15 protein-coding genes and 1 pseudogene are annotated in these 12,332 nt (G+C 57.7%); 4 read left to right on the forward strand and 12 right to left on the reverse strand.

Annotation, left to right across the window (positions count from 1 at the left end; genetic code table 11):
* Window positions 1-116: pseudogene (locus B2W52_RS00575) on the reverse strand (signal peptidase II); the annotation flags it as partial.
* 3 nt (window positions 117-119) lie between these two features.
* Complete coding sequence (locus tag B2W52_RS00580) at window positions 120-1,016, reverse strand: cation efflux transmembrane domain-containing protein (protein ID WP_286800978.1); 897 nt, start codon at window positions 1,014-1,016, stop codon at window positions 120-122.
* A 97-nt stretch (window positions 1,017-1,113) separates the two neighbouring features.
* Here B2W52_RS00580 and cadR point away from each other — a divergent pair, with 97 nt between their 5' ends.
* Window positions 1,114-1,518, forward strand: a complete 405-nt coding sequence (gene cadR / locus B2W52_RS00585) for a Cd(II)/Pb(II)-responsive transcriptional regulator (RefSeq protein WP_273071347.1) — start codon at window positions 1,114-1,116, stop codon at window positions 1,516-1,518.
* A 43-nt stretch (window positions 1,519-1,561) separates the two neighbouring features.
* Here the strand turns inward: cadR and B2W52_RS00590 are convergent, their stop codons facing one another.
* From B2W52_RS00590 to merR, 7 genes are all read right to left on the reverse strand, one after another.
* Entirely contained in the window at window positions 1,562-2,137 is a 576-nt protein-coding gene (locus B2W52_RS00590) for a TlpA family protein disulfide reductase (protein ID WP_286800980.1), read from the reverse strand.
* Window positions 2,138-2,193: 56 nt separating this feature from the next.
* Complete coding sequence (locus B2W52_RS00595) at window positions 2,194-2,691, reverse strand: SCO family protein (protein WP_286800982.1); 498 nt, start codon at window positions 2,689-2,691, stop codon at window positions 2,194-2,196.
* 14 nt (window positions 2,692-2,705) lie between these two features.
* Window positions 2,706-2,897: a hypothetical protein gene (locus B2W52_RS00600; protein ID WP_286800983.1), complete on the reverse strand. Its 192-nt coding sequence runs from the start codon at window positions 2,895-2,897 to the stop codon at window positions 2,706-2,708.
* 42 nt (window positions 2,898-2,939) lie between these two features.
* Complete coding sequence (locus B2W52_RS00605) at window positions 2,940-3,530, reverse strand: protein-disulfide reductase DsbD domain-containing protein (RefSeq protein ID WP_286800984.1); 591 nt, start codon at window positions 3,528-3,530, stop codon at window positions 2,940-2,942.
* 16 nt (window positions 3,531-3,546) lie between these two features.
* A complete protein-coding gene (locus tag B2W52_RS00610; RefSeq protein WP_008173751.1) occupies window positions 3,547-4,737 on the reverse strand; it encodes a protein-disulfide reductase DsbD family protein in 1,191 nt (396 codons plus the stop codon).
* Window positions 4,737-4,910, reverse strand: coding sequence for a hypothetical protein (locus B2W52_RS00615; RefSeq protein WP_008173750.1), 174 nt, complete (start codon window positions 4,908-4,910; stop codon window positions 4,737-4,739). The genes B2W52_RS00610 and B2W52_RS00615 overlap by 1 nt, the downstream gene beginning before the upstream one ends.
* A 693-nt stretch (window positions 4,911-5,603) precedes the next feature.
* Window positions 5,604-6,044: an Hg(II)-responsive transcriptional regulator gene (gene merR, locus B2W52_RS00620; RefSeq protein WP_008173749.1), complete on the reverse strand. Its 441-nt coding sequence runs from the start codon at window positions 6,042-6,044 to the stop codon at window positions 5,604-5,606.
* A 73-nt stretch (window positions 6,045-6,117) separates the two neighbouring features.
* Between merR and merT the strand changes: the two genes are divergently transcribed.
* From merT to merA, 3 genes are all read left to right on the forward strand, one after another.
* The gene (merT, locus tag B2W52_RS00625; protein ID WP_008173743.1) at window positions 6,118-6,468 is read left to right on the forward strand and encodes a mercuric ion transporter MerT; all 351 of its coding nucleotides are present in this window, start codon (window positions 6,118-6,120) and stop codon (window positions 6,466-6,468) included.
* Between the two features lie 14 nt (window positions 6,469-6,482).
* Window positions 6,483-6,779: a mercury resistance system periplasmic binding protein MerP gene (gene merP, locus B2W52_RS00630; RefSeq protein WP_008173740.1), complete on the forward strand. Its 297-nt coding sequence runs from the start codon at window positions 6,483-6,485 to the stop codon at window positions 6,777-6,779.
* 86 nt (window positions 6,780-6,865) lie between these two features.
* Window positions 6,866-8,272, forward strand: coding sequence for a mercury(II) reductase (gene merA, locus B2W52_RS00635; RefSeq protein WP_008173739.1), 1,407 nt, complete (start codon window positions 6,866-6,868; stop codon window positions 8,270-8,272).
* A 33-nt stretch (window positions 8,273-8,305) separates the two neighbouring features.
* On the opposite strand, the gene B2W52_RS00640 is transcribed toward merA, so the two are convergent.
* The 3 genes from B2W52_RS00640 to B2W52_RS00650 form a co-directional block, all read right to left on the reverse strand.
* The gene (locus B2W52_RS00640) at window positions 8,306-9,055 is read right to left on the reverse strand and encodes a TVP38/TMEM64 family protein (protein ID WP_104270597.1); all 750 of its coding nucleotides are present in this window, start codon (window positions 9,053-9,055) and stop codon (window positions 8,306-8,308) included.
* A gap of 196 nt (window positions 9,056-9,251) precedes the next feature.
* Window positions 9,252-11,738, reverse strand: a complete 2,487-nt coding sequence (locus B2W52_RS00645; RefSeq protein WP_104270598.1) for a heavy metal translocating P-type ATPase — start codon at window positions 11,736-11,738, stop codon at window positions 9,252-9,254.
* Window positions 11,739-11,808: 70 nt separating this feature from the next.
* Window positions 11,809-12,210: a MerR family transcriptional regulator gene (locus B2W52_RS00650; protein WP_273071338.1), complete on the reverse strand. Its 402-nt coding sequence runs from the start codon at window positions 12,208-12,210 to the stop codon at window positions 11,809-11,811.
* Between the last annotated feature and the right edge of the window lie 122 nt (window positions 12,211-12,332).

Genomic DNA, 12,332 nt, shown 5'->3' on the forward strand with positions numbered 1-12,332 from the left:
TCGCCATACGCCATTGACTGCTGGACCAACCATTTTACAACCTGATCAGACGCCGCAATCAGGCCCGAAATAGCCAGCAGGCCATACGGCAAGAGTTTTTTGGCAACGATGGACATTGTTTAACCCTTAAGCGCCAGGATGCGCCTGGCACCGTTGAGTACGATAATCCCCGCGATGCTGCCGATGATAAGGTCCGGGTAATTGGAGCCAGTCCATGCCACCAGGGCGCCAGCGGTAATGACCCCCAGATTGATCACCACATCGTTGGCTGAGAATATCCAGCTCGCCTTCATGTGGGCACCGCCCTCCCGATGTTTGGATATCAACAGCAGACAGGTGGTATTGGCGATCAATGCGATGAACGCAATCCCCATCATTACCAGCGACTCCGGCTCACTGCCGAAGACAAAGCGCCTCACCACCTCTGCAAGTGCGCCCACAGCCAGTATCAGTTGGAGTACGCCCGCGAGATGCGCCGCACGCACCTGCATTTTCACGCTGTGCCCAACCGCATACAGGGCGAGCCCATACACGGCCGCGTCGGCGAAATTGTCCAGGGATTCTGCAATCAGTCCGGTAGACTGGGCGATCAGGCCGGCCGTCATTTCCACCGCAAACAGGACGGCATTGATACCGAGCAACCAACGCAGGGTGCCGGACTCCTGCTCGGCCGAGATAGCCGTACCCCCGAGCGCCTTGATTGACTCAGGGTCGGCAGCGGCCGTTTCCTGAAGCGAAGCTCCCAGCCCGAGGGTTGCCAGCTTCGCGGTGATAGGCTCAGCCTCGCCATCGTGCACAACCTTCAACCGCCGATCAGACAGGTCGAAGGACAGCCCGCGAATGTCTTCAAAACCATTCAGGGCCAGTCGAATCATCCGTTCCTCCGAAGGACAATCCATCTTCGGTACGGTATACACACTGATCCAGTTGCCGGACGCTTCAGAGGCCCCCGACCCGGTATTACCCTCGGCGGGTGTTGCGTCGCAGCCACAGGCGTCTTCACAGGATTTACTCATGATACGGCTCCACTTGGGTATTGTCGGATTATGATTTAAAACTATATAGTCACTATAAGGTCAATAGAGCAGATACCATTTGTTGAGGAGACACCCGATGCGCATTGGTCAGTTGGCGCGGTCCGTAGGGGTTGACACCCAGACCATCCGTTTCTATGAGCGAGAGGGCTTGTTACCACCGCCGGATCGTCAGGACAACGGCTACCGTATTTACACTGAACGGCATGTTGAGCGACTGGCTTTTATCCGGCGCTGCAGAATACTTGAGCTGTCACTCGCTGAAATTCACGAGTTACAGCGTTATCAGGGCGCGCCCCATCAGCCTTGCAGGGCCATCAACACCTTGCTTGATGATCACATCGCTCAGGTACGGTCTCAGATAACCGATCTGCAGGTACTGGAGAAACAACTTGTGTCGCTGCGAGCAAGTTGTAACGATGATCGGGAAATTGAGGCCTGCGGGGTTCTCGACGGGCTCAGCGAAGGAAACATGCAGCAGTAGCTTGAAGCATTACGCACCTGCCTTTTCAGTTGCGTAAATCCAGTCAGTCCGGAACCCCTTCAATGGTGCGGGTCATCAAATCCACCATGGCCGGGCTGTCCCATTCCGCGGCACCGACCAGACGGCCAATTTCGCGACCGTCGTGATCAATCAGCAGCGTTGTAGGAACACCTTCTATGCCCAGTGTTGAGGTCGCCAGTGTCGACGGATCAATATACAGGCGAAGATGTTGGATGCCTGTTTTCCGGTAGAATTTCTCAACAACACTGATGCCTGCGTGGTCAACGGACAGCGCGACCACTTCAAATTGCTCGCCGCCCAGTTGAGCCTGAAGTGAGTCCAGCGTCGGCATTTCCTCACGGCAAGGCAGGCACCAGGTCGCCCAGATATTGAGCAATATCGCCTTACCCTTAAAGTCAGCCAGTGTCAGCGGCCTGCCGTCTTCGTCCTCAAAAGCCAGCTCGGGCAGAGTGCGAGGGGACTCCCAGATCAGGAACCCCTGGGGCCCCACGGACTTCGGAACTTTCCCTGCAGCCATAACTGGAGCGGCTATGGAAATAGCAAGCGCGAAAAGGACTACGGCGATTCCACGGGCGGCGGATATGCGCTGGTGACTCATTAGACATTTCTCCTGATTAAAGTGGTCGGTTTGCTGCCCGCATGGCGCCCCACGCGTTACTCGCTCTGTAGCAACGCTTCAATGCGCCCATGCAGCCGGCCCCAGAACCCATCACCGGCTGCCGCGTTGGGGCCTTTGGCAATGGCCGTCAGGTAGGTCACCAGATGCTCAGGCTTGAATTTCAATCCATGGAACCGGGCCCGCATCTGCCCTTCCGGGTCAATCACGTGGGTTACCACACCATGGACCTGTACCCCCTCGCCCGTATCCCTGAACTGAACGCCGTAGGCTTTGGCGAGCTCCGACGTCAACCCGGGCGGTTCACCTTCGCCCCGGTACAGAAAGTGCCAATTATCGGGGTTCAGGTCGAAATTGTCGCCATACGCGCGCATGTTGTCCCGGGTCCCGGCAACATCTTCCCGGTCCGTGGCAATGGTGATGAACACCACCTCTTCACTCAGCCCTTCTTCTTCAACCCCGGTTTGCAACTGCCGTATCAGGTTCATATGAAAAGGGCAGGCCTCGGTACAGCGCGTGTAGAGAAAATTGAGCACAACGGTTTTGCCGTTTAAGTCGGCAAGGGAAGGGCATTGCCATCAACGCCTGTAAGATCAAATTCAGGGGCCGGCTGATCCACAAACTGGGCATACCGCTCTTTCTCGTTCAACGAGGCCTCAACATCCTCCATGGAATGGGCCATGGCATTGGTGCTACCCAGGGCAACCATGGCAATCAGCAATACTCTGAATACACTGTTCACAGTCATTCTCCATTTGAGTTGTTTTCCGAAGGGAGTCCCGGGTTATTGTGGCTTGGTCTCGTCCAGATTCAGCGCAACGGGCAGGTCAGCTGGTGCCAGGCAAATGCCCTCGTCACTGCAGGCCTGCACCCGCACTGTCATGTCAAGCTTGCCTGCCTCTTTCAGCGCGGCGGTCTGTTTTTCATCTGGCAGCAGCCGGATGCTTGCACCGTCGTCGTACACCTCCAGGGCGGTGTCACCCAGCACAATGTCACTGACCCGGCCGCGCGGGTACTCCGTCGGAATATCGAGCGACTGGCCGCCAGCCGAAGACTTGGCGACGGTGGGGATCAGAAACTCCATGGAGGCTGGATTCGCATTCACGTGCCAGCCCGGTTCAATGTCCAGTGTCAGAACGATTTCACCGGTCTCCCCTATCAGGGCTTTGCCGCCTTCCGCAAGCTTGAGGCGGACCTTATCGGAAGAATCTGCCAACCCCGTGCGGGCAACTGGCGCCTGGGGGTCGGAACTGGCTTGTTCAGGCTGGGCTGAGCCAGGGGCCTTTCCGGAATTGGTACCGATCAACATGAACGCCGCGATCGCGATCAGAAAAACCGCTATGCCGGTCAGCAATACTTTGGCTTGGGTTGTCATGGTTCATCTCCAGTATCTAGGGTTGTGAATTCTCGGTGCGGTTGATCGCCTCGACCAGGCTGTCGGTATCAAAGAGCCCAGTGAAACGGGCGACAACGGTGCCGTCAGCGTCAAAAATCGCCGCAAAAGGCAAAGCTTGCCCACCCGTCGCGGTTAACAATGCGTCTTTTTCGGGATCGCTTGCTGTCACATCCACCTGAATCGGCACCATGCCGGCCCGCGCTACGGCTTCAGCCACAGCGGGCTCTTTATACACGGTGCGCTCCAGGACCTTGCAGTTGATGCACCAATCGGCAGTGAACTCCAGCAAATACGGCGTGCCACGGGCTTTTGTGTCCGCCAGGAGTTCTGCTGAGTAGGGTTGCCAGACAAGCTCGTCTTCGCCGCTGCCCAACGGAGATGCGAATACCACTGTCACCACCAAGGCAAGGCCTGTCGCCGTTGCAGTGATCACGCGCACGGCACCGTTCCCCTGAACGAAACGGCGGAGACCCCAGACCAGCACCAGCGCCAGCCAGGCCCACCACAGCCAGGGGTATACCGCTTTGGGCACCAGGCTCGCGCTGAAAAACACGGCGGCGGCCAGCAATATCAGCGCGAGCACTTCACGAATGGCTACGGTCCAGGGGCCCGCCTTGGGCAAACGACTCAGCCACTCGGGCCTGAGCATCAGTACCGCATAGGGCAACGACAGCCCCAGCCCGATACTGCCGAATATCCCCATGATGACCGGCGCCGGCTGGGTAACGGCAAAGGCCAGTACGCCCCCCAGGAAAGGGCCTGCGCAGGGCGCGGCCAGGATCGCACTCAACAGCCCGGATACATAGGCTTCAAAGTAACGCCGGCCATGCGCCGAGGCGGCGAATGTCGGGACGGGGATGGGCAGATCGAGCCAGGTAATCACCGCAAACCCGACCATCAACGCAACCAGGACGGCCACGAATAGCGTTGACTGGAACAACGTGCCCCAGTTCCACTGCAGCAGTGCGGTCAGGCCGCCCAGCGTCAGGAAAAAGGTGAGTGTTCCGGCCGTGAATGCCAGCGCGGCCAGCACCCGATGGGACCTCTGGCCGCCCGCCTCCCGCAGGATGGTCCGGACCTTGATGGGGATCGCGGGCAGCACGCAGGGCGTCAGGTTCAGCAGTAGACCTGCCATAACCGCCATCATGATCTGGCCGGCAATGAGTAATGAGGGCAACTGATCCATTACTCCGTGACTCCCAGCATCCTGCCGAGCGCTTCCTGGCTGGGCACACCAGTCTGGCCCCGCCATTGTCCGCTCGAATCCTTGTACAGCAGCCCTGGCGTCCCGCTGAAACCCGAAAGCTTATGGCAGAGCACGGTCATGCCGCGCACCAGGTATTCCAGATAGAATGACATCACAGATACGTTCCCGTTTTCATGTATTCATCAGTCGATAAAATCACCAGCAAAGCTGCCTACGTGGTGGTCTACCGCGCAAGGCCAAACGACAGGCACTCGAAGCGAAAGCCTCTGGTAATCAAAGGTTCAGGACACTGTTGAATACTTGGGAGGAAAAGGGTCTGGGCCAGAAAGTACACGGCCGGAATGAGAATAATAGCCTTTCGGGCAGGGGGAAGATAACAGCACTACCGAGTCTCTAATTGCAGATTTCCCGACATGGGACGTTGAACACGGGCTACTGCAGCTGCCCTCGGCATTGAGCCCGGCGCAGTCATGCATCACCTGGGTGTCTGGCAACATGACACAAGCCTCGGCCATGGGTTCCGCCTCAAAAGAGGTCGCGGCAACTCCCTGTGCAACGGGGAGAAGAGCCACGAGCAGTAGTACTGCCAGTCCCATAAGCCGTGTGGTCATCGCACTGATATCCTGATTACAGAACAGCTAAAACATCTTCCGCGTGGGAAGATAATCGTCCACTTTAACCTACATTGACGGAGGTGCAAACAGACACGCTCCATCACCGTATCCGCCAATGCGGCTACCAGAGCAAGATGTTGGCGGCGCACATAAGTTCCTCAGAAGCTTGGGTGTGGGGACTATCCGGGGATAAAACATCCGCTCTCCCTCGAGCCCTCAGTCGAGTGAAAATCATGTTCTTTCACGTTGATCGTTTCCCCCATTGCCCCCCTCATGCAATGATGCAATCAATGGGCACGTAATATTGTCCGGATGGGCATGGCACTGCTCAACCATCTCGCCCAGTACCTTCTCGATTCTCCCCAGTTGGTCGATTTTCTCACGCACGTCCCGCAACTTGTGCTCGGCCAGAGCGCTGGCCTCCTGGCAGTGAGCGCCATCTTCAAGTTGTAGCAGGTCACTGATTTCGACAAGACTGAAGCCCAGCTGCTGAGCCGTTTTCACGAACATTAACCGCTCGATATCAGCTGGACCATAGCGCCTAATACCACCTGGAGGACGTTCCGGCTCCGGTACTAGACGTCGCCGCTGGTAATAGCGGATTGTCTCGACATGGACGTTGGCAGCCTTCGCCAGGCCACCGATGGTCAATGAATTCGCTTTATCCGGCATACCCCTTGACTCCGTAGCTGACTACGGAAGTAATCTTATCTCATCGAATGAAACCATGAAAGGTGTCAGCGTTATGTCGAATTCCAAATCGGGGCGTGTCCCCTTGGCTGCGGGAGGTATTGCGGGCCTTTTGGCTTCGGCCTGCTGCCTCGGACCGCTGGTACTTGTCGCGCTGGGTGTCTCCGGTGCCTGGATGGGCAACCTCACGGCTCTTGAACCTTACCGCCCGATTTTCATCGGCGTTGCATTGGTGGCCATGTTCTTCGCCTGGCGTCGAATCTTCCGGCCAGTGGAACAGTGTCAAACCGGTGAAGTGTGTGCCGTACCACGGGTGCGAACGGCTTATAAGGTGATCTTTTGGGCAGTAACGGCACTGATACTGGTCGCCCTGTTGTTTCCCTATGCTCTTCCTCTGTTTTATTGAAAGGAGATTGTCCCATGAAAATGCGCTTTGCCATGACGTTGCTTTTCGCCCTGCTCAGCATGCCCTCTTGGGCCGCCATGCAGACAGTGACGCTTTCGGTTCCGGGGATGACCTGTTCCGCATGCCCCATTACCATCAAGCTGGCCTTGAACAAGGTGGACGGTGTTTCACAAGTCGACGTGAGCTATCCGGATCGAGAAGCCATGATTACCTTTGACGACACACGAACATCGGTGGAAGCCTTAACCCAGGCAACGGGCGATGTCGGCTATCCCTCCACCCTGAAATCCCTGGAAACGGACAGTAAGTGAGTTGTGATAAAGGACTCCAGGCGCCCTCTGTTACACGCGACTCGGCGCCTGCCGTGACAATGCCCCAGTAATTCAAGGAACTCGGAATGAATAGTGACAAAAACCTGCATATCGCTGTGATTGGTAGCGGCGGCGCAGCCATGGCGGCTGCCCTGAAGGCCGCGGAGCGTGGCGCCCGCATCACCCTGATCGAGCGCGGCATTATTGGTGGTACCTGCGTGAATACCGGCTGCGTGCCGTCGAAAATCATGATTCGTGCCGCGCATATCGCGCATCTGCGCACGGAGAGCCCATTTGACGGGGGCGTCAGCGCCCAGATACCGAAGGTGGACCGGGCGAAACTGCTTCAGCAACAGCAGACGCGTGTCGAGGAACTGCGCGACGCCAAGTACGAAGGGATTCTGCGCGACCAGACGGCAATCACGGTCCTGAACGGTGAAGCCCGGTTTGTCGATGGCAATAACCTGGTGGTCCAGTTGAACGAGGGCGGCGAGCAGAACGTCCATTTCGATCGCGCCTTTATTGGCACTGGCGCCCGCCCCGCAGAGCCGTCGATACCGGGGCTGGCTGAGACGCCTTATCTCACCTCCACCAGTGCGCTGGCATTAATTACTGTGCCTGAACGGCTGATCGTTATCGGCGCCGGTTTTGTTGCCCTGGAATTGGCTCAGGCGTTCGCCCGGCTGGATAGCAAGGTCACCGTGTTGGCCCGCAGCCGCCTGCTATCCGGTGAAGAACCCGCCGTCGGTGAGGCCATAGAGGCGGCGTTCAGGCGCGAGGGCATCGAGGTGCTCAAGCAGACCCAGGCCAGCCGTGTGGACTATACCGACAATGAATTCGTTATCGAGACCAATGCCGGTACCTTACGAGCTGATCAACTGCTGGTGGCGACCGGCCGGATACCCAATACCGAAAACCTGAACCTGGCGGGCATCGGTGTGGAAACCTCCCGTGGCGCGATTCAGGTGGATGGGCAACTGCAAACCACGGTCCCCGGTGTCTATGCCGCCGGTGACTGCACCGATCAGCCGCAGTTTGTCTACGTCGCCGCTGCCGGGGGCAGCCGGGCTGCGGTCAACATGACGGGAGGCGAGGCCACCCTGGATCTCAGCGCCATGCCGGGGGTGATGTTTACCGACCCTCAGGTCGCCACAGTTGGCCTGACAGAGGCCGAAGCGCTCAAGCAGGGCTACAATGTGGACACCCGTCTGCTGGATCTGGAAAACGTGCCGCGAGCGCTGGTGAATTTCGACACCCATGGCTTTATTAAGATGGTGGCCGAGCGCGATTCGGGACGCTTGCTGGGGGTGCAGGCGGTAGCCGGGGAAGCCGGTGAACTGATCCAGACGGCAGTCATTGCACTTCGGTCACGGATGACCGTGCAGGACATCGGCGATGAACTGTTTCCTTATCTGACCATGGTGGAAGGCCTCAAGCTCTGCGCGCAAACCTTCACCAAAGACGTGAAACAGCTGTCCTGCTGTGCGGGATGAGTATTTGCCAAGGCGCCTTCAACCCAACCTCTATCATGCAAGTTCGGACGCTTTCTGGTGCCTTAGGCGAGCCATGAGCAGCTTGGCAACAATCGGTAACAGGGTAATGCCACTGACCAGGATCAGAAGCCCGGTCACCACCCCGGACTCAGATGCCATGAGCAAGCCACCAAACGCTGTGATCAAATACGCTGTCGGAATAACACCGGCCAGAGTTGCGACCACGAATCGCCAGAACGCGATCGGTGTCAGGCCGGCTGCATAGCTGACGGCATCGAAGGAGATAAAGGGCACCAATCGCGACGCAAAAATGACAAGCATCAACCCGCCCTGGGAGCGGTCCTTGCCCAGCCAATTCAATACCGGACGTACCCGCCTCCAGCGATGGATAACGTCGTACCCCAAGGATCGAGCAATGGCGAAAGCGATCAGTGCGCCGGCCTCAGCACCGATAACTACGATGACTGTTCCCCATAGCGATCCATAGGCCGCACCGGCAACCATGGCGATCGGGGCGCTGGGGATCGGGCTCAGGACAATGGCCGTGATCATCAGGCCAATGATACCCACCGGCCCCCAATACCCCAGTTGGTCAATCCATTCCGACAAGGCCGCCTTGTTGGTCACGGTGGTCAATGCTCCGGTCTCCAGCATGACCCAATAGATCGCAGCCAGTGCAACCAGCAAGAGCAGAACCCCGACTACTTTTGCTTTTGCGTTCGGTCTAACTCCCATGCCTGCCATGGGTACCCGATGAAATTCATGGTTCAGGGTGGTAGTCATAGTCTCCTCTGGCGTTCTTACTCGCGCGTCCAGAATCGTCCCTGTTTTTCGAAAACAGGTACTTGCCGAGGGCTGCGACGCCAAGTACCAAGGCGACGATGAGCAAAAGGGATATCAACCCCCTTCCCGCCATTCCAAACATGCATGCCTCATTCGTCATCATGTCAATCTCCTGATTCTGTGTGTGCCAGGCCTCTTACGAGACACTGGCCTGTGCGGCTCCGCTTTCGCTGATACTGCTCTCCACGGAGCTTCCGCTATCGGATTTGAACCGGCCCAGTCGGAGGGAATTGGTCACCACAAACACACTGGAAAGGCTCATGGCACCCGCAGCCAGCATGGGGTTGAGCAGATAACCGGTAAACGGGAACAGAACACCTGCGGCCACGGGGATCAGTGCCAGGTTGTATCCGTAGGCCCAGACAAAATTGCCAAGAATCGTTTTGCGGGTGCGCCGGGAGAGCGCTGCAGCATCCACGATGCCCCGGAGGTCGCCGCGCATCAGAACCACGTCGCCGGCCTCGATGGCAATGTCGGTACCGGTGCCGATGGCGATACCCACATCGGCTTGCGCCAGGGCCGGTGCGTCATTGATACCGTCACCCACAAAAGCAACCCGGGCACCTTCCTCTTGCAGGCGCTTCACTTCGGACGCTTTCTGGTCCGGCAATACCTCCGCAAGCACCCGTTCGATACCGGCTTGCCGCGCAATCGCCTCGGCGGTGGCGCGGTTGTCACCGGTGAGCATGGCCACGCTGAGCCCTGATGACTTGAGCGCAGCAATCGCTTCCACCGAGCCGTTCTTGAGCGGATCGGCCACGGCAATCAGCGCGGCGAGGCGTCCGTCGACGGCAACATACAGCGGGGATTTGGCTTTTTCAGCAAGTGACACCGCATCGTCGGCGACGCTGGCCAGGTCGATACCGAGGCGGCGCATATAACGGTCCGCGCCCACATTGATCCGGCGTCCGGCCACCTGTGCCTGGATGCCGTAGCCCGGCTCCGCCTGGAATTCACTGATCGCGGGTAACGTGAGGCCCCGATCCCTTGCGCCCTTGACGATGGCTTCCCCGATGGGATGTTCACTTTCGGTCTCCACAGCCGCAACCCAGGCCAGGACCTCATCCTCGCGGCCTTCCACCAGTATGAAATCTGTCAGCTCAGGCTGGCCCCGAGTCAGGGTGCCGGTTTTATCGAGGACGATGGTGTCCATCCGAGACAGTGTCTCCAGGGCCGCGCCTTTGCGGAACAGCACGCCCATTTCGGCGCCCTTACCGGTTCCGACCATAATGGCTGTTGGCGTAGCCAGTCCCATCGCGCAGGGACAAGCAATCAGCAGTACGCTGACCGTCGTGACGAAGGCAAAGGACAGGGCCGGCTCGGGCCCGAAGCTGAACCAGGTGATGAACGTCAGAATCGCGAGCACAATCACAATGGGAACGAAAATTCCCGCTATCTTGTCGGCCAGCGCCTGAATCGGGGGTTTATCAGCCTGGGCCGATTCCACCATTCTGATGATCTGTGCCAGAACGGTGTCCGCACCGACCCTCGTAGCCCGGAACGTCAGGGAACCGTTCTTATTAATGGTTCCACCCACCAGCTCGGCGTCTTTCTGTTTGGCCACGGGAACGGGCTCGCCGCTGATCATGGACTCGTCCACGTAGGATTGGCCTTCCTCCACCACGCCATCAACAGGAACCCGCTCTCCCGGGCGCACCTGGATACGGTCACCAGGTACCACGGCTTCGATGGGCACTTCGACGGCTTCCCCATCCCGAATGACACGGGCGGTCTTGGCCTGCAATTGCAGAAGTTTTTTGATTGCCTCCGACGTCCGGCCTTTGGCGACGTGCTCAAAGTAGCGTCCCAGCAGAATGAGCGTCACGATTACTGCCGCTGCCTCGAAATAACTCTCGGCGGTACCGGCGGGAAAGAATCCTGGAACCAGCAGTGCTGCGACGGAGTAGAAATAGGCAGCGCTGGTGCCGATCATAACCAGGCTGTTCATGCCAGGGTTGACATGGCGCAATTCAGTGTACCCGGACCGGAAAAACCTCAATCCGGCATAAAACAACACCGGCGTGGTTAGTAGCCACTCAATAGCCATCCACCCCCGATGGGGCAAAAGGCTGGAATATAGAGATTCAAGAGCGGGGATCATCTTACCCATGGCAATCAGAACTACCGGAATGGTCAACACCGCAGCGAAGATCACTTTCCGGCGGAGGTCGATGCCCTCCCTGTCCTGCTCTTCCGTTTCGCTATTGGCGTCCGGCTCCTGAGGTTCATACCCTGCGTCGCGGATAGCCTGATGAATTCGCGGCACTGACAAGGTGTCAGACAGGAACTCCACAAACGCTTTCTGGGTAGTCAGATTGACACTGGCCTTGACCATGCCGGGTTGCTTGTTCAATGCCCGCTCAACCCGGGATACGCAGGAGCCACAGGTCATTCCGATGACCGGAATTTCAGCCGACTGTACTCGTGGCTGATAACCCGCCTCCTTAATCAAGTCGATTAGCGTGGCCGGCGTGGCCGGCTGGTCAAATTTCACGGTGGCTTTTCCGGTCGCCAGATTCACCTGGGATTCCGCAACGCCGCGCTGACCCATGAGCGCCTTTTCAATCCGTCCGACGCACGAAGCGCAAGACATTCCATCAACACGAATTTCTATTCGTTGCATACCCGTTTAGCTCCTCGGCACAGATAACTGTGTGCCTCTAAATCAATGCATCCGCAGGCGATTGCCAGCTTCACCCTTGCTGGGCTATAGCTTCAACAATCGGGCAGCCATCCATCGGCCCCTCACCGGAGCATTCCTTCAGTGTTTCAGACAGGACGGCCTCGATGCGGGACAGACTCTGAATCTGATGCCGGATTTTTTCCAGTTGCTTCTTTGCAATTTGCCTGGCCTCGGCACGGTCGCCATTGGCGTCCTGAAGCATCAGGAGTTCACGAATCTCATCAAGAGTGAAACCCCACTGCTTGGCGTGGATGATGAACTGCAGCCTGGCGATCGCATCCTCGGGGTAACGACGATAATTCGATTGGGTTCGGGCAGGCTCTGGCATGAGATTTTCCCGCTCGTAAAAGCGAATGGCATGGCTGGCCACGCCGCTTTTTTCAGAGAGTTCGCCGATATTGAACGTTTTCATTCCTGCACCTCAAAACGAGTGGTCAATGACTTATCCTAACCATAACCTTAAAGTAAACTTTAAGGTCAAGGTATTTTTCATGCATTGTCAGATCGGGGGCGATGCACCAAACTGGGCCAAGG

The organism is Marinobacter sp. UBA2498 (genome assembly GCF_002341575.1).
Lineage (GTDB): Bacteria > Pseudomonadota > Gammaproteobacteria > Pseudomonadales > Oleiphilaceae > Marinobacter > Marinobacter manganoxydans.